The organism is Kocuria carniphila, from assembly GCF_004136555.1.
GTDB lineage: Bacteria > Actinomycetota > Actinomycetes > Actinomycetales > Micrococcaceae > Kocuria > Kocuria carniphila.
Map to the genome: position 1 here is coordinate 1 of NZ_NOIT01000015.1, position 21,683 is coordinate 21,683.

The window sequence follows — 21,683 nt, forward strand, 5'->3', positions numbered from 1 at the left end:
CCTCTACCCAGACCCCACAACACGCGCTCCGAAACGCCCCCACGCACCCGGCTACCCATGCTCATCTGTGAAGGGCCCAATTAGCCCGCCCCAGCGGCTCTTCATCGCTACCGCGAGACCGATGGCGGTCAGTAGGGCTGAGATGACGGCCGCCCATCCGAGCGAAAAGTTTCGGGAGAGCTGGAGAAGGCCTGCGACGAGGAAGATTACGGCCGCCGCGCTGAAGATCCTTCTTGCGGTTTTGCGGGACATGCTCGAACTCCTCGTGCTTGAGACGCTCGACGCCGGCGCCGAAAACATGCCGTAGCGGGTACAGAAATCCGGCGCGTGACTCACCGCGAATTGGGATCCCCGGACTACAGGCGGCCGGCGAGATTCCGGTGCAGGAGGTCGGGTGCCCGAACCCATCACGTCAGAATCTCTGCCCCAAAATTATGAGATATCCAATTAACTCATAATTGCAGGGGAGCTTGTTATGACTGCGCACCAGGGGTGGTCGGCTATCGGCTACGAAGAGCACGAATGGGTGCGCAGGGCACAAGAGTGGCCTGGGGGTCGATATAGCACATGCACGGGGTTCTCATGAAGCAGCAGCCTCATCAGACGCCGGGATGGTGGCGGGATGAACCCGTGCGGATCGGTACGCGTTCGGGCTCGCCGGTGGGGGCGTCCTACATAGCCCCGCATCACACCCACATCCACGAATCGTGGATGATCTGGTCGAGTTCGTCACGAACAACTCGGTAGCCCCGATGATTGCGGTAGCTATCGGCCACGCTCAATTCGAGACCATCCACCCGTTCAGTGACGGCAATGGCCGCGTGGGGGCGTGCACTGGCGCAATCCATGCTGCGTCAGAGGGGGGTCACTCAAAACGTGGCGGTGCCCGTCTCGGCTGGGCTGCTGGCCGATGTCGACGGATATCACGACGCTCTGACGGCCTATCGTTCCGGAGACGTGAATCCCATGGTTCAACAATTCGCAGACGCGTCTCTGCGCGCGGTCCGGAATGCTCGTCAGTTGGTGGAAGACATCCGAAGCATCCGTACGAGCTGGGATGAACGGCTCAAGGCCCGGCGAGACTCCAATGCGTGGAGACTACTGGATGTTCTGGCCCGCCGGCCCGTGCTCAACAGCTCGGCCGCGGCCGAAGAACTGGGTGTCAAGCAACCCAACATTTACCCACCACTAAGAGGGCTGGTGTCTGCCGGCATCGCGAAGTCAAAAGCCGAACATCAGCTGGGCCCCTTTTGGCGCAGCGATGAAGTGCTCGCGGCCATCGACGCTTTCGCTGAACGGGCCGGACGGCGGTCTGCTGCGGGGGCAGGGTAGGGAACCATGAACGGGAGGCTTCAGATGTGGGTCGGCCCCTTGTTCTCGTGCGACACGTATGCAGCGCCCGCCGCAAGTGAACGCGGCGTCGGCTCCTTGTCTCCCACAGGGCATCAAGTGATACTGAGGAAATGTCGACACAGGATCACAAACAGCGCGCTGGATGGCTTCCCGAACAGGACGACCTGGAGTCGTGGTTGCAGCGACTCGAGGAGAAGGACCGGGATCGCGGGTCGGACGCTCCGCTGCATCCCGCGGTCGAGCGGCTGCGGCAGCTGGTCGAGTCTGACGCGACCGTGCGGATGTACATGACCCGGATGATCGAGCAGGTGCCGCTGGCTAAGCCGTACAGTCGCCGGCACCTGCACAGCGTCGATCAACTGCTGCGGCTGATCAACCGGGTGATCACCACGGCCCCGGAATTCAGCGAGGCTTCAATGGTCATGACACCGATGGCCGGGCTGCTGGACTGGACGATGGGTACCCCGGCCGGCTTCGCTTTCTACCGGGACCCCCGGGTCAACGAGGTTCTGAAGGACATTCTGAACGCCTGGTGCGAGTACCTCGACAGCCCGGACTCATTGTCCGTGCTGAACGATTCACCGGCCGGGTGGAAGGGCGACACGGCCCAGGAGGTTGTGGGCATGGACCAGTTCGTCCACGATCCCGCCCATGAGCACTGGGGCTTCACCTCCTGGAACGACTTCTTCACCCGCCACTTCGCCGAGGGCCGCCGCCCGGTGGCCGGACCCGCGGACGACCGGGTGATCGCCTCCGTCTGCGAGTCGACCCCCTACAAACTCAGCACGGGAGTGCGCCGGCGCGACGAGTTCTGGGTCAAGGGACAGCCCTATTCCCTGGAGGACCTGCTCGCCCACGACGCGGACGTCGACGAGTTCGTCGGCGGCACCGTCTACCAGGCCTTCCTCAGCGCGACCAACTACCACCGCTGGCACAGTCCCGTGTCCGGGACCGTCCGGCGCGCGTTCGTGCAGCCCGGCACCTACTTCTCCGAGGCCGACACCGAGGGCAAGAAGTCCATCGAGCCACCCGAGTCCCAGGGGTACCTCGCGCACATGGCCACCCGCGCGATCATCCTCATCGACGCGGACAACCCCGCCATCGGCCTGATCGCCGTCGTGCTGGTGGGCATGAACGAGGTCTCCTCCTGCGTTGTCGATCCGCACGTCACCCCGGGCCACCACCTGGAGAAGGGCGAGGAGCTGGGTTATTTCCAGTACGGCGGGTCCACCGAGTGCGTCGTCTTCCGGCCCGACGTCATCGAGAGCATCGCGCTGCAGGCCGTCCCGCGTCCCGGTGCCGTTCCCATGAAGGTCCGCTCACACCTGGCCACCGCCGTGCGCTGAGCCCGACGACGCCGCCGCTCGGCTGTCCCGGAGGCCCCGCACCGGAACCACGGACCCAATCACGCGCAAGGAACTAGAACTGAACGCGCCCACTCACACGGTCGTAGCTTTCGGTACCACCCGACGCCGCCCGCGCAGCACCACGTAGAGCACGAACGCCTGTACGAGCCCGGAGAGAATCAGCACGAACAGGGCCACGCCGGGTCCGAAGACATCAAAGGGACCCGTGGCGGAGAGCAGGAGCAGCGACGTCGGCGCCGTCAGCGCGATGGCGGGCAGTCCCTCGAACGTGGCACCGATCGCGTCCGGGTCCGGGTTGACCAGGAAGTACAACAGGTACGCGAGGGCCAGGGCCACCAGGAACAGGTACACCCCCGCCGCAGCGATCGCGAATACGCCCAGGTTGTAATCGCGGAAGCGCAGCTGCCGTCGGAAGAAGTCCATGCGGGGGTCCTTGTCCACGGTTCCCGCCCAGCCGCCCGGCGGTACGGGATCCGTTGCTCTGAAGCCGCAGGCCCCAGGGGATCCTCGGGTCTGGCGCCAGTATATCCCGCTGCAAGTGATAAAGATCACACGGGGTTCACGTCTCCGTGAGACCCCCGATTCACCGCGCCGATCCCACCCGCGCGCAAGACGAACCGGTGAGCTGACTACTTCAGCTCCGTCACCGGCACGAACTCGTATCCCAACTCCCGGATGCCCTCCACCGTGTCCTTGAGGTAGTTGATGTCCAGGTAGGGGTGGAAGAAGAAACTCGCCGTGGATTCACGAACGGCCAGGTGCGCCTCGGCCCGGGAGATCAGGAACTCCGGGTCGCGGGTGGCGTGGTTGTTCTGTTCCGACTCGGTGATGTTGCCCAGGTTCTCCGGGTACACCTTGCTGCCGTAAATGTCATGCACGGTGTACGGGAAGTGCTGGCTGTAGGCCCGGCCTGCCTCGCTGGGCTCGCCCGAGAGGATCCCCGCGAAGTAGTCGCTCTGCTCGTACCGAGCGTCATAGACGTCAGTCATGGCCGCATACGCGTTGGGTGATGCGGCGTAGTGCGGGGTCTCGAAGATCTCCGGCTCGCCCAGCCCGGCGTCGACCATGACTTGGCGGCCTTTTTCGATGCGCGCGGTGTGCTGCTCCATGGAGTCCTCGGCGATCCGGCCGATCTGGCGAATGTAAGAGGTGTTCGAGCACTCCCCGAACTCGAAGGGCTGACGCGCGGTGGCACTGCATCCGTAGCGGTAGAACTCGTAATCCTCACCGCTGCGGCCGCTGTACGGATTGTCAAGGGTGCCGAACTGGTGCGTGGTGCCGTGTTGAATCAGCGTTCCACCGCGCTCCTGCATGTATTTGAGCGCATCCACCACCTCGGGACGATCCAGCAGACTCAGCCCGTACCAATCGTCCCCCTCGGGAGTTTTGGCGATGTGAATGGGCATAACGGCCACCTGGAACGGGACACCGGCTTTCTGGAGGTAGTCGGCCATGGCGCGCAGGTCGGCGGGATCGGACTCCGGCCCCACGTCCTCCAACCGCACCGCGGCCTGCTTCACCGCGGCGGTGTCCGGTGCCAGCAGCCCGTAGAACAAATCCGAATAAATCAAATAGACGTCATTCTCGTCGATGTAGTCCAACGGGATCTCGCTCACGAACGTCAGATTCTCGGAACGCACCGCCCACGGAACGTCCTGAGCGCCGTCGGCATTATCGGGCACGCAGGAAACCGGGGCGTCGTCCTTGCGGCATTGCGCGCTGGCCAGCACCTGCACGGAGCTACCGGATTCCACGACGGGCGATTCCAAGATCGCCACGGAATCGGTGTATCGCGCCACGTCCTTGTCGTTGTAACGGACCGAATGGACCAGGTCGCTGCTCACGGTCCGCGTCTGGCCCGGGTCCCAGCCGAATTCGGAACGGAACTGCGCCGTTCGGTCGCTCGTCATCGCGTTCAGGTTCTCGCCCACCCACATCACCGGGGTGTCCGAGGTCAGAACATCATCCAGGAACGCGGGCGGGAGCGTGGCCGCGGAATCCGTCCCGATGTACACCACGGCGTCGTAGTCGTTCATGGCGTTGTCCGCGTACTCGGCCACCGGTTTGATCTCCGCCGTCCCGAAATGGGTCACCAGGTTTCCCGTGGCCACGGCGTACAGTTCACCGTTGGAGGACGTGTTGTCCGTCTTGTCATACAGCACCAGCGTGGAGGCCTTACCTTCCTCGCCGAACGTGGCGGGGAAAGTGGCTTCCGAACCATCCCCCTCCCCGTCGGAGACGGTCGTGTACTCCTTGGCCAACGGTGAACCCTGGCCCTCGCGCAACGAATCGTTGGTCAAACCGAAAACTACCGCGGTGGACATGAGCAACAGAACGAACAGTCCCGCGACCCAGGCGGCGCGTTGGCCCCTCGACAATTGAAAAGTCTTGCTCATGGCTCCCCCGCCTGAACGTGATGTGGATCGTGAAATATAGGTGTTCGCCCAAGTCCGAACACCGTGTGAAAAACTCAGTGGGCGGCGGCCCGGGTGAACGGTGGTTTGCCAAAGCTGAACTCATCCACGGCATCCCCCATGCCGAAGTGCCGAGCCACCGCGTGCACCGTGCGTTCCGCCGCACGGCCGTCCCCGTACGGATTGAGCCCCCGTGACATGCGGCCGTACGCGAGGCTGTTGCTAATCAAGGTGGAAACCTCTCGGGCAATGGTGTTCTCATCGGTCCCGACCAACTTCACCATGCCGGTTTCCACGGCTTCCGGTCGCTCGGTGGTCTCACGCAGCACCAGGACCGGTTTGCCCAATGAAGGACCTTCCTCCTGCACACCGCCACTGTCGGTGAGGATGATCTTGGACCGTTCCATCAGCGCGCAGAACTGCGCGTAGGGCAACGGTTCGATCATCAGCACGTTGTCATGCCCCCGCAGGGCCGGTCGTAGCGCCTCGCGCACCATAGGATTCGGGTGCGCGGGGAAAATGAAATCGTGGTCGGGGTGCCTCCTGGCCAGCGTGGCTACGGCCCGGCCCACGGCCTCCAACGGTTCGCCCCACGATTGCCGCCGGTGGGCCGTGACCAGAACGACCGGGCGACCGCGGCCCAGGCGTCGGACCAGAGCGGCGTCGGTGATCCGGGGCCGGGACGCCACGGTGGCCAACAGGGCGTCGATGCCCGAATTGCCCGTGACCACAATGTCCGACGCCGCCACGTTCTCCCGCAGCAAATTCTCGCGACTTGCCGCCGTGGGGGCCAGGTGCAGGCTGGCGATCTGCCCGGTGAGACGCCGGTTGATCTCCTCCGGGAACGGCGAGGACCTGTCACCCGTGCGCAGCCCGGCCTCCGTGTGGATCACCGGAATCTCGGAGTAGGAGGCCGCGAGCGCGCCCATGAAAGACGTCGTCGTGTCACCCTGAACCAGCACAGCATCGGGCCGCTCCGTCTGCAGGACCCGAGTCAGCCCCTCGAGGGTGCGTGCGCTGATCTGTGTGAGCGTCTGTCCGGGGACATGGATGTCCAGGTCGTGATCGGGGACGATACCGAAATCCTCGTTGACCTGCTCCAGCATCTCGCGGTGCTGCCCCGTGACGACCACGCGTACTCGGAAACGCGGATCTTTGCGCAGCGCCAGAACGAGCGGCGCCATTTTGATGCCCTCGGGGAGGGTTCCGTAAACCGCCATGATGGTGACCGGCTGAAGGGGGGGTGTTCGTACCATAATTTCTCCTCTGGGATGCCGGCCCACGGCACCCCGATTGTTAGCGTCAGTCTCCCGATTCGGTGGCCACGCTGAGGTCCATGAAGCGGACCCGGGCGTCCTCCGTGTACAGCCCGATGGAGCCCCCGCGGTACGGCCGCTCCGTGTCAGTCACCGTGGCCAGAACATGACCGTCCACGCTGACGGTCATCCGGGGCCAGTCCTGCTCGATCCGCACTTGATATTCCTGACCGATGGGAAATTTCTTGTCCTCCCCGGTGGCCAGGAAACGCTGGCTTCCCGGATAGTCGGGGTCCTGCTTGGAAATCTCCCAGCCGTTGGGCTTGAGCGCCACGGCGTAGAAGTGGTCGTTGTCCCGGAAATTCCACAGCACCCAGCCCACCTCCCACACGTTGGGAGATCCCTCGCGCACCTGCTCCTCGGTCTTCATGGTGATCTCGAAGTCCGCGTCCTGGTACGTCTCGGTGGTGTGCACCAGTGACCCGTGGGTGACATCCGCCGACGTCGCCGCGTTGGGTTCCAGCACCACCTGCTGGTCCGTACCCACCGTCCGGCCGTGCCCGTTGTACAGCGCCGTCCACCGGCCGTGGGTTTCTCCGTCCGCCCAGGGCTGGACCCGCCACACGTTATTGACCCCCGCCGTGACCAACAGCGCCAGGAGCACGGCTCCCAGTAGCACCGCCGGCAATTTCTTCGGGTATGGCCTCACCTGTCAGCTCCTCCGCGGACGTATCCACTTGATTTCTGCTTTCGACATTGCGTTCTGTCTTGGTCCACGAGTTCTGGCCGATCACGGCGCGGTAGGCGGCCTTCCAGCCCGCCACGTACCAGAGCAGGGCATAGAGGACGTACCCGTGAATCAGCACCACGGCCACGAACGGGTTCAACCCTTGATGTTTCTCCTGCGACCAGTACACGAATCCGAACAGCACGGCGGGTCCGAACGCCACCAGGTAGGCAGAGAGCCACCAGGGGGAGACCACGGCCTGTCCCAGGGCGATCCCGAGCAGGATGTCCAGGACCCAGAACGCGAATGCCGCACTGAGGAAGGACGTGACCAGGAGCAGAAACGGGCTGGTCAGGTGATACAGAATGTCCGCCCTGCGCGTTCCGGTCAGATCGCGCAGGACCCAGGGCACCAGGTTCCAGGACTGAAGGTGCCCCTGGAACCAGCGGGTGCGCTGCTTGATCCACCGCTTGACGTCCACCAGGCCCTGCTGGTGCACGGATGAGGTGGAGCAGAACTCGATGTCCCACTCGTCGATGTGCAGCCGGACCCCCAGGTCCAGGTCCTCCGTGAGACTTCGCGACCACGGGGACGGGCCCAGACCGGTCAGCGCGGACAACCGCACGAATTGGCCGTTACCGCCCAGACCCACGCTGCCCAAGTGGCGGCGACCGCGTTGGAACACGTGAGTGAACAGCACGAATTCGATGTCCTGCATGCGAGCCAAGAGGTTCTGTTGACGGTTGTTGATGCGAACCCCGACCTGTACGGCGCCCAGTTGCTCGTCGGAGAACAGGGGCATGACATCACCCAGAGTGTGGGGGTCCAATCGGCCGTCCGCGTCCATGACGCATACGATCACTTCGGATTGCGGCAACCCGGCGATCAACTCACCCGCCACGAGGTGACGGATGGCCGCGTTCAAAGCCTCACCCTTACCTTGACGAGCTTCCGGTAGGACACGTTGGAACAGGTGAACGCGTGGGTCCGGATGTGAACGAACGATGTCCGCGGTGCCGTCATCGGACCCGTCATCAATCACGAGAATATGGATTCGCGGATAAGTGGGACTGGTTAGACGGTCCAAGCTGGCTTCCAGGACGCGATCCTCGTTCAAACACGGAACCACGAAAACTACGGTCATTCCTGAATCGGAATTAATAGCGTGACCTGGGCGGACTCCGTGTTCACGAGGTTCAAAACGAGAAAGCAGCAACAATGTCAAGCCGTACAGGACGCTAACCAGTACCAGGGCAATTGCGAGCCACAGAACCAAATCGATCCTGTTCCCAAAAAATATGATCATGACGGATTCTTTACCGTTGACCTGCAGTTTTATTCACGGTGGTGGCCGTGTGTCTGCCCCGAACATGACGACCCGCGTGCAATGCATGTGACCCGCCGGCAATCGCCGTCGCAACGCCGCCCCTGGAGTACTGCCGCAGCGTCTGCCAGGTGGTGAACGCGCTGGAGATTGTCACGGCGCACAGCATGAAAAGCATGTAGGCGAGGAAGAGCACCATGGCGATCATCAGTAGTAGTCGGCCGCCACTTTGTAGGATCGATTGCGCGGATTCCGAGATGCTGGCCACGCTAATTAAGGGCGTGCTTAAAGCTATGAACATGTGTTTCCCCTCAATGGATCAGTCCCGTTCCCCAACAGGACTCACGGCGCCATTCATCATTGATGTGCCGATTGACCTCAGTGTGGCACCAGAGTCTAGTTACCGCAAGGTTTTTCAACGAGTTCGAATTCGTTGCCCGCACAATAGGGGACTAATCCGGAAGTCCCGGTCACCGGTGATTCCAGGATGAAATCCCTTTTTCACTTCGGGAAACGCGGCTCCCGCGATGGGCGCCCGCTCTGCGGCCGCGGCTCGCCCGGCGGGTCGGAAAGTGGGATGCCGCCGAGGCCCTGTCCTCACCGCCCAGCAGGCGGGCGGTAGTTCTGCCGGCAAGAACAGCCACGCTTCGTTAACCCCCGCGAAACCTTTTGATGAGTAACTCAAAATATGACATATTGAACCTATGACCTCGACCACACTTTCCTCGCAGCCGCAGGACCAGGAGAACGGCGGCCACGGCGCCGTCGAACCCCTGTCGTGGGCTGCGCGGATCCGTGAGGCCGGACTGCGGGTCACCAAGCCTCGGTTGGCGGTGTTGGACGCATTGGAGCGATCCCCACACGCGACCGCGGACGAGGTGCTTGCAGCCGTCCGCACGGTGATGCCCAGCATTACCGTGCAGTCCATCTACGTGGTGTTGCACTCGCTCACCAAGGCCGGATTGCTACGTCAGCTTGACCTGGCAAACTCTCCTGCCCGGTACGAGACTCGGGTGGCCGACAATCATCACCACGCGGTGTGCACGGTGTGTGGGCGCATCGAGGACGTCGCCTGCGCTGTCGGGCACGCTCCTTGTCTGGTCCCCACCGAAACCCATGGGATGAACATCCACGTGGCTGACGTGGTCTACCAAGGTGTGTGTTCAGATTGCTCGGCTCACCGGGTCGACAAGACGATGACCCTGACGTAGACCCTCCCAACTCCGGAAAGCCCACCTGGGTCGACCGGTTCTCTCACCCGTCCCCAACCCAACCTAGGAGTAAGTGATGACGGATTCCATGCCGCACGGCACTGGTTCAACCACTCAGGCGGGCATCCCCGCCGTCAGCGACCGCAACTCGCTGACCACCGGTCCCGATGGAGCGATCGTTCTGCACGACCACCACCTGGTGGAGACCCTGCAGCACTTCAACCGCATGAACGTTCCCGAGCGTCGTCCGCACGCCAAGGGCTCCGGCGCATTCGGTACCTTCGAGGTCACCGAGGACGTCTCGAAGTGGACCAAGGCCGACTTCTTGCAGAAGGGCAAGAAGACCGACATGTTGGCTCGTTTCTCCACCGTGGCCGGCGAGCTGGGCTCCCCGGACACCTGGCGCGATGTCCGCGGTTTTGCGCTGAAGTTCTACACCGAAGAGGGCAACTTCGACCTGGTCGGTAACAACACCCCCATCTTCTTCGTGCGCGACCCAATGAAGTTCCCGCACTTCATCCGCTCGCAGAAGCGTCTGCCGGACTCCGGCCTGCGTGACGGCACCATGCAGTGGGACTTCTGGACCCAGAACCCCGAGTCCGCTCACCAGGTGACCTACCTGATGGGCCCGCGTGGCCTGCCCAAGACTTGGCGCAACATGAACGGCTACGGCTCCCACACTTTCATGTGGGTCAACGAAGCCGGCGAGAAGTTCTGGGTCAAGTGGCACTTCATCAGCAACCAGGGCGTGGAGTTCCTCTCCAACGAAGAGGCCGAAGCACTGGCCGGCTCTGACGCTGAGGCTCACCGCCGCGACCTGTTCGACGCCATCGAGCGCGGCGAGCACCCCTCGTGGGATCTGTACGTGCAGGTCATCCCCTACGAAGAGGGCAAGACCTACCGCTTCAACCCCTTCGACGTCACCAAGACGATCTCCAAGAAGGACTACCCGCGTCACAAGGTCGGCACCATGACCTTGAACCGCAACCCGAAGAACTTCTTCGCGGAGATCGAGCAGGCCGGCTTCTCCCCGGCCAACGTGGTTCCCGGTATCGGCATGAGCCCGGACCGCATGCTGCTGGGCCGTAACTTCGCCTACGCGGATGCTCAGCGCTACCGCATCGGCACCAACTTCCAGCAGCTGCCGGTCAACCGCCCGAAGAACGAGGTGCACACCTACAACTTCGAGGGCAACATGTGGTACCACGACAGCGGTGACCGCCGCACGTACGTACCCAACTCCTTCGGTGACTCCTGGTCGGACGAGACCGGCCCCGTGGACAACGGTTGGGAGGACGACGGCGCCCTGGTGCGCGAGTCGCAAGCCCTCCGCGCGGACGACGGTGACTTTGTGCAGGCAGGCATTCTGGTCCGCGAGGTCTTCTCGGATGCCGAGCGCGACGGGTTCGTCGAGACCGTTGCCGGCGCCCTGGACGGCGTGCAGGAGCCGGTGCTGTCCAACGCCTTCCAATACTGGAAGAACGTGGACGCCACCATTGGTGAGCGCATCGAAAAGGCCGTCAAGGACGCAGCCCAGGACAACTCCGTCCCGGGCATGGGCGTTGACGAGGACAAGTAGGGTCTAAATTCCTCATCCCCCGCCGCCGCGCGGTGGGATTGACGGACCCGCGTGAACGGCCCGGCTGGATGTTCCAGTCGGGCCGTTCGCATGTCCCGGGTGCTTCGCGACCCGTTCACGAGCGTTCCCATTGGGCGGACCTACCCTTGAAGCATGACCTCCCCACACACCCTGGATCTCCCGCCCGTTGATGCTCTCCTCGATACCGTTCGCGTGGTCGCACTCCCGATGCGCGTGAAGTTCCGTGGGGTCACGGTCCGCGAGACCGCGATCTTCCGGGGTCCCGCAGGGTGGGGCGAGTTCGGTCCGTTCCCCGAATACCAGGACGCCGAAGCATCGCAGTGGCTCCGCGCTGGCATCGAAGCCGCCTGGCAGGGGTTCCCCGCTCCCGTTCGCGAGAGCATCCCGGTCAACGCAACCGTCCCCGCCGTCCCCGCGGATCGGGTGGGTGACGTACTCGCCGGGTACGGCGGCGCGGTCCCCGCCGTGAAGATCAAGGTCGCCGAGCGCGGCCAGTCCTTGGCTGACGACGTCGCTCGTGTGGCCGCCGTCCGCGACCTCCTTCCTGACGCGGAGCTTCGCGTGGACGCGAACATGGGCTGGGACCAGGATCAGGCCGTCGTGGCGCTGACCGAGTTGGCGGTGTACGACCTTGAATACGCCGAACAGCCCGTGGCCACCATCGAAGGCCTGGCTGCCGTGCGGCAACGGCTGCGGGACAAGAGCATCGATCTGAAGATTGCCGCGGACGAGTCCGTGCGCAAAGTCGAAGATCCCCTCGCCGTGGCCCGAGCGTGGGCCGCGGATCTCATCATCGTGAAGGTGGCCCCGCTCGGGGGAGTGCGTCGAGCACTTGAGATCGTGCAGGACGCGGGGCTGCCCGCCGTCGTCAGCTCTGCGATCGACAGCTCGGTGGGAATCCGCGCGGGCGTTGCCTTGGCCGCAGCGTTACCTGAGCTGCCGTACGCGTGCGGGCTGGGAACTTTGTCGCTCATGGAAGGGGACGTCACCCGCGAACCGCTCAAACCGCAGGACGGCTTCATCGCCGTGCGAGACGTTGCCGTGGACGAAGGCCTGCTGGATGAATTCGCGGTCACGGGGGAGCGACGGGACTGGTGGCTCGACCGGATCCGCCGGGCCCACGCACACCTGGTGAGTTAGCGCACCGCGCTCGCCTCGGCGGCGTGCGACTCAGCCCCGGGCTCGATAGGCACCTCGTACAGCCGCAGCTTGAGCAGCGCGAGCGCGGCGAGCACCACGATCACGGACACACCGATGTAGAGCTGCGTGGGGGTCCACCCGGCGTCCAGCAGCACGCCCACCAGAACGGGCGCCAGGATCGCGCCGATGCGTCCCACGCCAATGCCCCAGCCAACGCCGGTGGTTCGCACGGCGGGAGCATAGGTCTGCGGTGCCACGGTGTAGAGGCCGGCCACGCAACCGTTGATGAGCATGCCCACGATCACGCCGCTGAAGAACGCGAGGGTCGGCATGGACGTGGTCGAAATGAATACCACCAGCGTCACGGCGGAGAGTAGCGAGAACACGAGCAGGGTGAGGCGGGCATCGCGGCGGGTGGTGATCGCGCCGTAGAGCAGCGCACCGAACGTTCCGCCCATCGTCAGCATGATGCCGCCCACGATGCCCTGTTGCTCTGTCATGCCGGACTCGACCAGCAGCTTGGGGGTCCACGAATTGGCGAAGTAGAAGCCGAACATGATCACGATGAACGCGATCCACAGCATCAGGGTGGGCACGCGGTAACGGCCGCTCAAGAGTTGAGTCACGCTGCCCTGGTTGCTTGCGGCGGCGTCGGGCGGGCCCAGAACCACGTCACTCGGCAGGCCAATGCGGCGAGCAATGCGAGCGATCTTTTCGGCGGCGTCCCGGGGACGGCGGGCGCGGTAGTAGTCCACGGATTCCGGCAGGATCAGGGCGGTGAGCACGATTCCGATCACGGTCAGGATCGCGCCGGTGAGGAACACCGAACGCCAGCCGAAGCCGGGGATCAACTGGGTTGCGCCCATGCCGCCGAGCGTGGCACCCACTCCGTAACCGGCCGCGTAAATGCTCACGGCCATGCCACGGTTGCGATTGTTGGAGTACTCGCTGGTGAGAACCGTGATGGTTGCCAGGATGCCGCCCACGCCAACCCCGGTGAGCACGCGCCACAGCCCCAGCTCGACGGCGCTCCCGGCCGTTGCGGACAAGAACAAGCCCAGGCCGTTCAGCACCAAGGCGACCAGCAGAATGTTGCGCCTTCCATATCGGTCCGCGAAGGGACCCAGGAGCAGCGCGCCCGCGCCCATGCCGATCAGGCCAGCGCTCAAGAGCCAGCCCAGCTGGGAACCGGACAGCCCGAACTCCGCAGTCACGGAGGTTGCGGTGAACGCCATCGCCAGGACGTCGTAGCCGTCCAGGGCATTCAAGAAGGTGGCCATGGCCACGATGACCCACTGGTAAACGGACATTCTGGACTGATCAATGGCGCGACGAATGTCCAAAGAGATGCCTTTCGAGGATTGTCACCGGTGTTGGGTGACGGCTGGCGCGAATCGGGAAGTCTCCGCATGAGCAGCCTAGTCAGGACCGAAGGATTCGATGAGACTGATGACACAAGAGGTCACGTGGACCGGGTCGAGACGGCATCGGCACATCCGCCGATGGGTAGCCAAGCAATTAACCTCCCGTTTCATCTGCGGTCGCACCCGGATCACCCACGGGTGATGAGCTATGCATCGAAAGAACTCGCTGACATGCCTATCCGAATGTCGTCACCCAGGGGGACTCCATGACCCAAACGCCCGAACGCCGCAAGCTCCTGCCCATGCTGGGCCACGTCAACGGCAAGCGCAGCCCGCTGACGTGTGAGCTCAAGTGCGGCAGCCAGTGCACCAACCCGGACTGCAACCAGTCCAACAACGAGTACGCGCACGACATCATTTCTGCGGCGGTCAGCCGCCGTTCCGCTCTGGGCCTCGGCCTGGCAGGTGCCGTCACGGTGGGGGTCGTGGCCGGTACCTCTGAGCCCGCCAATGCAACTTACGCGTACTGGGGCAAGGGCCGCGGACGCTTGGACTTCAACCCGATCAAGCCCGTGGACATGACCGTGGACGACTTCAACGTCCCTGAGGGCTATGACTGGTCCCCGATCATCCGATGGGGTGACCCCTTGTTCTACGATGCTCCGGACTTCGATCCGGAGAACCAGACCCCGGAGGCCCAGTCCAAGCAGTTCGGCTTCAACGCCGATTACCTGGACATCCTGCCGGATCCGAACGGCCTGACCGGCGTGCTCGTGAACAACCACGAGTACACCAACGAGAACACGATGTTCCCCACCGGGGAGCAGGAGAAGAACCTGGCCAACGTGGTGCGCACCGCCATGGCTGCGCACGGCATGTCGGTCGTGGAGATCACCCGCACCAAGGTCGGCGAGCCGTGGTCCTACGTGCGCGGTGGCGCTCGTAACCGCCGCATCACCCTGAGCACCCCGTTCGTGGTGGACGGTCCCGCCGCAGGTTCGGACCTGCTCAAGACGCAGGACGATCCCACGGGTAAGCGCGTGGCTGGCACTCAGAACAACTGCGCCGGTGGCGTGACCCCGTGGGGCACCATCCTCTCCGGTGAGGAGAACGTGCACCAGTACTTCATCACCTCCGGCACCGCTGAGGAGAAGCGCTACGGCTTCCCCACGGCCATGCCGTCCCGCCGCTGGCCCGAGGTCGAGAAGCGTTTCGACGCTCGCATCGAGGGCTACAAGAACGAGCCCAACCGCTTCGGCTGGATCGTGGAGATCGACCCGCAGAACCCGAACTCCGCGCCGGTCAAGCACACCGCGCTGGGCCGGTTCAAGCACGAGGGTGCCAACGTCCACGTGGGCGACGACGGCACGGTGGTTGCCTACTCCGGTGACGACGAGAAGTTCGAGTACATCTACAAGTTCGTCTCCTCCCGTAAGTACAAGGAGGGCGACAAGCGCCACAACATGAAGCTGCTCTCCGAGGGCGACCTCTACGTGGCCAAGCTCAAGGGCAACTCCAACCCGGCAGAGATCACCGGCAACGGCACCCTGCCCGCAGACGGCGAGTTCGACGGTTCCGGCGAATGGCTGCCCCTGATCAAGGGCGGCAAGTCCATGATCAAGGACATGGCCGTGGACGAGGTTCTCGTCTACACCCGCCTGGCCGCGGACAAGGTGGGTGCCACCAAGATGGACCGCCCGGAGGACGTGGAGCCCAACCCGCACACCGGCAAGGTGTACGTGGCTCTGACCAACAACTCCGACCGCGGCAAGCCCGGCTTCGCACCGGTGGACGAGGCCAACCCGCGTACCGGCAACCGCGACGGCTACGTTCTGGAATTCACCGAGCGCCACGGCCGCGTGAACTCCACCCGCTTCAACTGGAACCTGTTGCTGGTCTGCGGTGATCCCACCAAGGACTCCGGCACGTACTTCGGCGGTTACCCCAAGGACAAGGTCTCGCCGATCTCCTGCCCGGACAACGTGGCCTTCGATCGCGCCGGCAACCTGTGGGTCTCCACGGACGGCGCGCCGTCCAAGATCGGTTACAACGACGCCCTGTTCAAGGTCGGCCTGACCGGCTCCGAGCGCGGCCGCGTGCAGCAGTTCCTCTCGGTCCCGCAGGACGCCGAAACCTGCGGTCCGGTCATCCACGACAACGAGGACATGGTCTACGTGGCCGTGCAGCACCCGGGTGAGGACGGCTCGTACGAGGAGCCCCGCTCCTACTTCCCGGACTATGGACTGCCCACCCGCCTCGAGGAGGGCGAGTTCTCCATGCCTCGCCCCGCCGTGGTGCAGGTCTTCAAGCTGGAGCGCGACAAGGATCCGGAGTTCCCCGGTGGCGTGAGCGACAAGCCGGGCAAGGGACACGGCCGCGGCAAGCGCCGCAAGAACGGCCCCAAGGGTCCCAAGTACCGCGGCTACCGGGGCAAGTCCAACCCGGACACCCGCAACCGTGCTCGCCGGGCCCGCCGTTCCTACGAGGACTGGAGCTTCCAGGACAGCGGCGGCGAGGGCAACATCACCCGCCCGCTGCCCAAGCGCTGAGCCAGCGCCAGCCACGCTTGAGTGCGTGATCAGACCCGTGCGGGGTCGCGGTTGTCCGCGGCCCCGCACGGGTCTTTAACGCGTTCATGTCGACGACGTCGCTCGCGCACCCGGGTGCCCCGCCGCGCCCGACATTCCGGCACGGTATTGCTCGGGACACACGGTGCCCGCTGCGAAGCCGAGCCGGACATGTCACCGGGCCGAGCGGCGTCGTCCTGGGTGCCCGCGACCTATGTGACGCGGTGTGACGTGATGTGACTCCCCGTGACAACGGGCTGTGAGGCCCGCCCTGACGTCGGTAGCTTTTATGCAACGGGTCACGCAGAACTGTGCCGCTCGGGGACTTCACCCGTTCCCCGAAGACTCGTGGCGCACCTCCGATCACTAGTTTCCGTTCAAGGAGCTGCCATGGCCGCGCAAACCACGTCGACCGAAACTTCTTCCAAGTCAGCCGCACCGCGCGTGCGCGGACCCCGCCCGGGCACCAACCTGGGCCAGTGGAAGATCAGCGGCAAGGAACCCCTCAACCACAACGAGGAGTTCAAGTCCGAGGGCAACCCGCTGGACGTTCGCGAGCGCATCATCGACACGTACTCCAAACAGGGCTTCGATTCGATCCCCACGGATGACGTGCACGGACGGTTCCGTTGGATGGGTCTGTACACCCAGCGCAAGCAGGGCGTGGACGGCGCATCGACCTCCAAGCTGGATGCGGAGTCCCTGTCGGACAAGTACTTCATGATGCGCATTCGCACGGATGGCGGCCGGCTCAACGTGGCTCAGGCGCGCGTGATCGGAGAGATCTCCCGTGATTTCGCCCGTGACACCGCCGATGTCAGCGACCGCCAGAATATCCAGCTGCACTGGGTTCGAATTGAGGACGTCCCCGAGATCTGGGAGCGACTGGATTCGGTGGGCCTGTTGAGCGTCGAGGCGTGCGGTGACACCCCGCGCGTGTTCTTGGGCAGCCCGGTGGCCGGCGTGGATGCCCACGAGATCATCGACTGCACCCCGCAGCTGGACGCCCTGAGCGAGGCGTTCGTGGGCAACCCGGACTTCGTGAACCTGCCCCGTAAATTCAAGACCGCAATCACCGGCAGCAAGAGCCTGGACGTGGTGCACGAAATCAACGACGTCAGCTTCGTGGGCGTCGAACACCCCGAACTCGGCGTCGGCTACGACCTGTGGGTGGGCGGCGCACTGTCGATCACCCCGCGCCTGGCAGAGCGCCTCGGCGTGTTCGTGGCCCCGGAAGACGTGGTCCCCGTGTGGGCCGCCGTGGCCGGGATCTTCCGCGATTACGGCTACCGCAAGCAGCGCACCAAGGCCCGCCTCAAGTTCCTGCTGGCCGAGTGGGGCACCGAGAAGTTCCGCCAAGTCATCGAGAATGAGTACCTGGGTCGTAAGCTTCCGGATGGCCCCGCGCCCGCCCGCGCCGTGGGCCGCCCCGATCACGTGGGCGTGCACGACCAGCACGACGGCAACAAGTACGTGGGCTTCGCCCTCACCGTGGGTCGCCTCAACTCCGCGGCGCTGCTGGCGCTCGCGGACGCCGCTGAGGCCGCAGGTTCCGATCGCATCCGACTGACGCCATACCAGAAGGTTCTGGTGCTGGACGTTCCCGAGGATCGCGTGGAAGAGCTGACCACCGCGCTCAAGCCCCACGGCATGGACGCGCACCCCAGCCCGTTCCGCCGCGCGACCATTGCATGCACCGGCATCGAGTTCTGCAAGCTCGCGTTCGTGGAGACCAAGGGCCTGGCCGCCCAAGTGATCGACCAGCTCGAAGAGCGGCTCACTGACCTCGAGATCACGAACCCCATTTCGCTGCACATCAACGGCTGCCCCAACTCGTGCGCGCGGATCCAGACCGCGGACATCGGACTCAAGGGCCAGTTCATCGGTGAAGAGTTCGTGTTCCAGGTGCACCTGGGCGGTGGCCTCGCCTCCGCAGATCGCGAGGAGGGCGGCCTGGGTCGCACCGTGCGCGGCCTGAAGGTCACCTCCGACGACCTCACCGACTACGTCGAACGCGTCACCCGCCGCTACATGGCCGAGACCAACGGCGAACTCACCTTTGCCGAGTGGGCACAGAACGCCGAGGAGGATTCTCTGCGATGACCACGCCTATTTCTTCAGTCACTACTTCAACCACGACGACGCCGCCCGAGGCACCTGCCGCGGGTACGTCACCTGACGCGACCACTTCGCCGGCCGCAACCGGAGTGGGCTCCGCAACCGTCGACACCAAGGCGCCCGGAGCGGCGTCGGCGCCCCAACGAACTCGCTCCGAGGCCGAGCTGAAGGCTCTGGTCGAGGAGGCCAACGAACTGTTCGGCGAGCGCAACGCGGACACCCAAGAACTGCTGGCGTGGGCCGGTAGGACGTTCGGGAAGTCGCTCGCGGTCGCGTGTTCGATGGCCTCGGACACGGTGGTGCCCGCCCTGGTCAGCCAGCACATCAAAGACGTGGACGTGCTGTTCCTGGACACCGGCTATCACTTCCAGGAGACGATCGAGACCCGGGACGCGTTCGCCTCGGACTGGCCTGTGAACGTGCGCACCCTGCTGCCGCGGCTGACCGTGCCGGAGCAGGACGCCGAGTTCGGTCCGAAACTCCACGACCGGGAGCCCGCCACGTGCTGCGGGATCCGCAAGGTCGAGCCGCTCGACAACGCACTGGAGGGCTACGAGGCCTGGGTGACCGGACTGCGGCGCGAGGAAACGCCCCACCGCGCCAATGCCGCGCCGGTCGAATGGGATGAACGCCATCACATGGTCAAGATCAACGCGATCGTGGACTGGACCTTTGACGACGTCGTGAGTTGGGCCGAGACCAACCTGGTGGTGGTCAACCCGCTGCTGACGCAGGGTTACCCGTCCATCGGTTGCGCTCCGTGCACACGAAAAGTTGCCCCCGGCGAGGACCCGCGCGCTGGTCGCTGGTCCGGGCTGGGCAAGACAGAATGCGGGATTCACGTATGACCACCACAGCCACCTCCACTGTTACTTCGGCGTCGAACTCGAGCGCGCTGACCCAGCTGCAGCGACTGGAAGCCGAGTCGATGCACATCTTCCGCGAGACCGCGTCCGAGGGCGAGCGCCCCGTGCTGCTGTTCAGCGGCGGCAAGGACTCCGTGGTCATGCTGCACCTGGCCGCCAAGGCCTTCTGGCCGTGCCCCATCCCGTTCCCCGTGCTGCACGTGGACACCGGGCACAACTTCCCGGAGGTCCTGGACTTCCGCAATCGCACCGCCGAGCGGCTCAAGGTGCGCCTGGAAGTCGCGAGCGTGCAGGACTACATCGACGACGGGCGGCTCAGCGAACGCCCGGACGGCACCCGCAACCCGTTGCAGACGGTGCCGTTGCTGGACGCGATCACGGACGGCCGCCACGACGTCGTCTACGGTGGCGCTCGCCGTGACGAGGAGAAGGCCCGCGCCAAGGAACGCATCATCAGCCTGCGTGATGAGTTCGGCCAGTGGAATCCGCGCGATCAGCGCCCCGAGCTGTGGAGCCTGTACAACACGCGCCACCGCCCGGGCGAGCACGTACGCGTGTTCCCGCTGTCCAACTGGACCGAGCTGGATATCTGGCGTTACATCGCCGCGGAGAACATCGAACTGCCTCCCCTGTACTACGCCCACGAGCGGGACGTGATCCTGCGCGACGGCATGCTGCTGGCCGTGGGGGAGTACGTGACCCCGCGCGACGGCGAAGACATCGAACGCCGCACGGTTCGCTACCGCACCGTGGGCGACATGAGCTGCACCGGTGCCGTTGAATCACCGGCCGCCAACGCTGAGGACGTCCTGGCGGAGGTTGCAACCAGCACACTCACCGAACGCGGAGCCACGCGAGCGGATGACCGCATGTCGGAAGCCGCCATGGAAGACCGCAAGCGAGAGGGCTATTTCTAAAATGAGCGTTGACACCCGAGGAAGCCTGCTGCGCATTGCCACGGCGGGCAGCGTGGACGACGGCAAGTCCACCCTGGTGGGGCGCCTGCTCCACGACACCAAGAACATCCTGGTCGACCAGCTCGAAGCCATTGAGCGGGTCAGCCAGGCGCGTGGCTTGGACTCCGCTGACCTGGCGTTACTGACCGACGGCCTGCGTGCCGAACGCGAGCAGGGCATCACGATCGACGTGGCCTACCGCTACTTCGCCACGCCCGCCCGGAATTTCATCCTGGCCGACTGCCCGGGACACGTGCAGTACACCCGCAACACCGTGACGGGTGCCTCTACCGCGGATGCACTGATCATCCTGGTGGACGTGGAACACGGAATTGTGGAGCAGACCCGCCGTCACCTGGCAGTGGCCGCGCTCTTGGGCGTGCCGCACCTGATCGTGGCGCTCAACAAGATCGACCTGGTCCCGGACGCCGAGCAACGCTTCGCGCAGTTGAATTCGGACCTGCACGAACTGGCCGATCAATTCGGCGTGCTCGCATTGCAGACCATTCCGATCTCCGCGCTGCGCGGGGACAACGTGGCGGAGAAGTCGCCGAACACCCCGTGGTACGAGGGTCCCAGCCTGCTGGAATGGCTCGAGACCCTGCCGGATTCCGCGGAACTGACGCAGTCGGAGCGGTTCGCGTTCCCCGTGCAGACGGTGCTGCGCCCGCAGTCCGCTGCGGTGGATCCGGAACTGGTGGATTACCGCGGCTACGCGGGACAGATTGCCGCCGGAACCGTGCGCGTGGGTGGCACGGTCACGGTGCAACCGGCCGGTCGCCAGACCACGGTCGAGGGCATCGACCTGGCCGGTCAGCCCTTGGAGGTAGCGGTGGCCGGGCAGTCCGTGACCCTGCGACTGAGCGATCAGATCGACATCACCCGTGGTGATCTCATCTCGGGCGTGGACACGGGTGCCGAGCCCAGCCAGTCCGTGGAGGCCGTGGTCTGCTGGCTCGACGAGAAACCGTTGCACGAGGGCCAGCGCGTGCTGCTCAAGCACACCACGCGGGTGGTGCGGGGGATCGTGGGTTCGATCGACGGTCGGCTTAACCTGGACTCCCTCAGTGCGGAATCCGTGGATTCCTTCGGGCTCAACGACATCGGACGGATCACGGTGCGTGTGGCCGAACCGATCTTCGGCACCGGGTACACGCAGTCCCACGCGTTGGGATCGTTCCTGCTGATCGACCCGCAGACCGGGCGCACGCAGGCCGCGGGCATGATCCAGGACGACAGCGTCGAGACTCCCGGGGTGCTGGGAAGTCTCAAGGCCGAGCACGGGGACTGGCGCATCTGAGGTGCGGCGGCGGCGTCGTTGATCGGACGACGCCGCCCCACGGCACTTTGGCGCGTGACCTCGCCATAAGGCGCTGCGTGACGTGGTCGACTGTGAGTGTCCGCGCCGATTACTAGAGTG

General features: G+C 64.6%; 18 protein-coding genes and 1 pseudogene. 12 read left to right on the forward strand and 7 right to left on the reverse strand.

Features of this window, described 5'->3' with window-relative positions:
* From EWV37_RS15715 to EWV37_RS11575, 4 genes and pseudogenes are all read left to right on the forward strand, one after another.
* On the forward strand, nt 1-307 hold a 307-nt coding region (locus tag EWV37_RS15715), incomplete at its 5' end, for a hypothetical protein (RefSeq protein WP_238663235.1).
* A 400-nt stretch (nt 308-707) separates the two neighbouring features.
* A pseudogene (locus tag EWV37_RS15870) lies at nt 708-770 on the forward strand (hypothetical protein); the annotation flags it as partial.
* A gap of 76 nt (nt 771-846) precedes the next feature.
* Nucleotides 847-1,332, forward strand: coding sequence for a hypothetical protein (locus EWV37_RS15725; protein ID WP_238663237.1), 486 nt, complete (start codon nt 847-849; stop codon nt 1,330-1,332).
* 131 nt (nt 1,333-1,463) lie between these two features.
* Nucleotides 1,464-2,699, forward strand: coding sequence for a phosphatidylserine decarboxylase family protein (locus tag EWV37_RS11575; RefSeq protein ID WP_129701729.1), 1,236 nt, complete (start codon nt 1,464-1,466; stop codon nt 2,697-2,699).
* A gap of 93 nt (nt 2,700-2,792) precedes the next feature.
* On the opposite strand, the gene EWV37_RS11580 is transcribed toward EWV37_RS11575, so the two are convergent.
* From EWV37_RS11580 to EWV37_RS11605, 6 genes are all read right to left on the reverse strand, one after another.
* Nucleotides 2,793-3,143: an SCO4225 family membrane protein gene (locus tag EWV37_RS11580; RefSeq protein WP_129701731.1), complete on the reverse strand. Its 351-nt coding sequence runs from the start codon at nt 3,141-3,143 to the stop codon at nt 2,793-2,795.
* Nucleotides 3,144-3,349: 206 nt separating this feature from the next.
* The gene (locus EWV37_RS11585) at nt 3,350-5,116 is read right to left on the reverse strand and encodes a DUF2334 domain-containing protein (RefSeq protein WP_129701733.1); all 1,767 of its coding nucleotides are present in this window, start codon (nt 5,114-5,116) and stop codon (nt 3,350-3,352) included.
* Nucleotides 5,117-5,190: 74 nt separating this feature from the next.
* Nucleotides 5,191-6,390 carry a non-hydrolyzing UDP-N-acetylglucosamine 2-epimerase gene (gene wecB / locus EWV37_RS11590; RefSeq protein WP_202976216.1) on the reverse strand — a complete coding sequence of 400 codons (1,200 nt, stop codon included), beginning with the start codon at nt 6,388-6,390 and terminating at the stop codon, nt 5,191-5,193.
* A gap of 46 nt (nt 6,391-6,436) precedes the next feature.
* On the reverse strand, nt 6,437-7,069 hold the full coding sequence (locus tag EWV37_RS11595; protein WP_129701827.1) for a 3-keto-alpha-glucoside-1,2-lyase-like domain-containing protein: 633 nt from the start codon (nt 7,067-7,069) through the stop codon (nt 6,437-6,439).
* Nucleotides 7,017-8,261 (reverse strand): glycosyltransferase, encoded by a 1,245-nt coding sequence (locus EWV37_RS11600; RefSeq protein WP_202976217.1) that lies wholly within the window; start codon nt 8,259-8,261, stop codon nt 7,017-7,019. Before EWV37_RS11600 ends, EWV37_RS11595 begins: the two co-directional genes overlap by 53 nt.
* Before the next feature lie 172 nt (nt 8,262-8,433).
* Nucleotides 8,434-8,709 carry a hypothetical protein gene (locus EWV37_RS11605; protein ID WP_129701737.1) on the reverse strand — a complete coding sequence of 92 codons (276 nt, stop codon included), beginning with the start codon at nt 8,707-8,709 and terminating at the stop codon, nt 8,434-8,436.
* 436 nt (nt 8,710-9,145) lie between these two features.
* Here EWV37_RS11605 and EWV37_RS11610 point away from each other — a divergent pair, with 436 nt between their 5' ends.
* The 3 genes from EWV37_RS11610 (at nt 9,146) to EWV37_RS11620 (ending at nt 12,392) form a co-directional block, all read left to right on the forward strand.
* Nucleotides 9,146-9,652, forward strand: coding sequence for a Fur family transcriptional regulator (locus EWV37_RS11610; RefSeq protein ID WP_129701739.1), 507 nt, complete (start codon nt 9,146-9,148; stop codon nt 9,650-9,652).
* 76 nt (nt 9,653-9,728) lie between these two features.
* The gene (locus EWV37_RS11615; protein ID WP_129701741.1) at nt 9,729-11,231 is read left to right on the forward strand and encodes a catalase; all 1,503 of its coding nucleotides are present in this window, start codon (nt 9,729-9,731) and stop codon (nt 11,229-11,231) included.
* A gap of 153 nt (nt 11,232-11,384) precedes the next feature.
* Nucleotides 11,385-12,392, forward strand: coding sequence for an o-succinylbenzoate synthase (locus tag EWV37_RS11620; protein WP_095796501.1), 1,008 nt, complete (start codon nt 11,385-11,387; stop codon nt 12,390-12,392).
* On the opposite strand, the gene EWV37_RS11625 is transcribed toward EWV37_RS11620, so the two are convergent.
* A complete protein-coding gene (locus tag EWV37_RS11625) occupies nt 12,389-13,702 on the reverse strand; it encodes an MFS transporter (protein ID WP_238663238.1) in 1,314 nt (437 codons plus the stop codon). The genes EWV37_RS11620 and EWV37_RS11625 overlap by 4 nt on opposite strands.
* A 320-nt stretch (nt 13,703-14,022) precedes the next feature.
* Between EWV37_RS11625 and EWV37_RS11630 the strand changes: the two genes are divergently transcribed.
* The 5 genes from EWV37_RS11630 to EWV37_RS11650 all read left to right on the forward strand — a co-directional run bounded on the left by EWV37_RS11630 (nt 14,023) and on the right by EWV37_RS11650 (nt 21,563).
* Nucleotides 14,023-16,305 carry a PhoX family protein gene (locus tag EWV37_RS11630; protein ID WP_129701745.1) on the forward strand — a complete coding sequence of 761 codons (2,283 nt, stop codon included), beginning with the start codon at nt 14,023-14,025 and terminating at the stop codon, nt 16,303-16,305.
* Between the two features lie 408 nt (nt 16,306-16,713).
* Nucleotides 16,714-18,426: a nitrite/sulfite reductase gene (locus EWV37_RS11635; RefSeq protein ID WP_129701747.1), complete on the forward strand. Its 1,713-nt coding sequence runs from the start codon at nt 16,714-16,716 to the stop codon at nt 18,424-18,426.
* On the forward strand, nt 18,423-19,289 hold the full coding sequence (locus EWV37_RS11640; RefSeq protein ID WP_371514523.1) for a phosphoadenylyl-sulfate reductase: 867 nt from the start codon (nt 18,423-18,425) through the stop codon (nt 19,287-19,289). Before EWV37_RS11635 ends, EWV37_RS11640 begins: the two co-directional genes overlap by 4 nt.
* On the forward strand, nt 19,286-20,224 hold the full coding sequence (gene cysD, locus EWV37_RS11645; protein ID WP_238663239.1) for a sulfate adenylyltransferase subunit CysD: 939 nt from the start codon (nt 19,286-19,288) through the stop codon (nt 20,222-20,224). Before EWV37_RS11640 ends, cysD begins: the two co-directional genes overlap by 4 nt.
* Nucleotide 20,225: 1 nt before the next feature.
* The gene (locus tag EWV37_RS11650) at nt 20,226-21,563 is read left to right on the forward strand and encodes a sulfate adenylyltransferase subunit 1 (protein ID WP_129701751.1); all 1,338 of its coding nucleotides are present in this window, start codon (nt 20,226-20,228) and stop codon (nt 21,561-21,563) included.
* Nucleotides 21,564-21,683: the final 120 nt, after the last annotated feature.

What these genes read in the sequence shown, in the direction of transcription:
- EWV37_RS11600 (WP_202976217.1), bottom strand. Translation starts at nt 8,261, where the DNA reads ATGACCGTAGTTTTCGTGGTTCCGTGTTTGAACGAGGATCGCGTCCTG.
- wecB (WP_202976216.1), bottom strand. Translation starts at nt 6,390, where the DNA reads ATGGTACGAACACCCCCCCTTCAGCCGGTCACCATCATGGCGGTTTAC.
- EWV37_RS11650 (WP_129701751.1), top strand. Translation starts at nt 20,226, where the DNA reads ATGAGCGTTGACACCCGAGGAAGCCTGCTGCGCATTGCCACGGCGGGC.
- EWV37_RS15725 (WP_238663237.1), top strand. Translation starts at nt 847, where the DNA reads ATGCTGCGTCAGAGGGGGGTCACTCAAAACGTGGCGGTGCCCGTCTCG.
- EWV37_RS11575 (WP_129701729.1), top strand. Translation starts at nt 1,464, where the DNA reads ATGTCGACACAGGATCACAAACAGCGCGCTGGATGGCTTCCCGAACAG.
- EWV37_RS11630 (WP_129701745.1), top strand. Translation starts at nt 14,023, where the DNA reads ATGACCCAAACGCCCGAACGCCGCAAGCTCCTGCCCATGCTGGGCCAC.
- EWV37_RS11620 (WP_095796501.1), top strand. Translation starts at nt 11,385, where the DNA reads ATGACCTCCCCACACACCCTGGATCTCCCGCCCGTTGATGCTCTCCTC.
- cysD (WP_238663239.1), top strand. Translation starts at nt 19,286, where the DNA reads ATGACCACCACAGCCACCTCCACTGTTACTTCGGCGTCGAACTCGAGC.
- EWV37_RS11625 (WP_238663238.1), bottom strand. Translation starts at nt 13,702, where the DNA reads ATGTCCGTTTACCAGTGGGTCATCGTGGCCATGGCCACCTTCTTGAAT.
- EWV37_RS11585 (WP_129701733.1), bottom strand. Translation starts at nt 5,116, where the DNA reads ATGAGCAAGACTTTTCAATTGTCGAGGGGCCAACGCGCCGCCTGGGTC.
- EWV37_RS11615 (WP_129701741.1), top strand. Translation starts at nt 9,729, where the DNA reads ATGACGGATTCCATGCCGCACGGCACTGGTTCAACCACTCAGGCGGGC.
- EWV37_RS11640 (WP_371514523.1), top strand. Translation starts at nt 18,423, where the DNA reads ATGACCACGCCTATTTCTTCAGTCACTACTTCAACCACGACGACGCCG.
- EWV37_RS11610 (WP_129701739.1), top strand. Translation starts at nt 9,146, where the DNA reads ATGACCTCGACCACACTTTCCTCGCAGCCGCAGGACCAGGAGAACGGC.
- EWV37_RS11580 (WP_129701731.1), bottom strand. Translation starts at nt 3,143, where the DNA reads ATGGACTTCTTCCGACGGCAGCTGCGCTTCCGCGATTACAACCTGGGC.
- EWV37_RS11635 (WP_129701747.1), top strand. Translation starts at nt 16,714, where the DNA reads ATGGCCGCGCAAACCACGTCGACCGAAACTTCTTCCAAGTCAGCCGCA.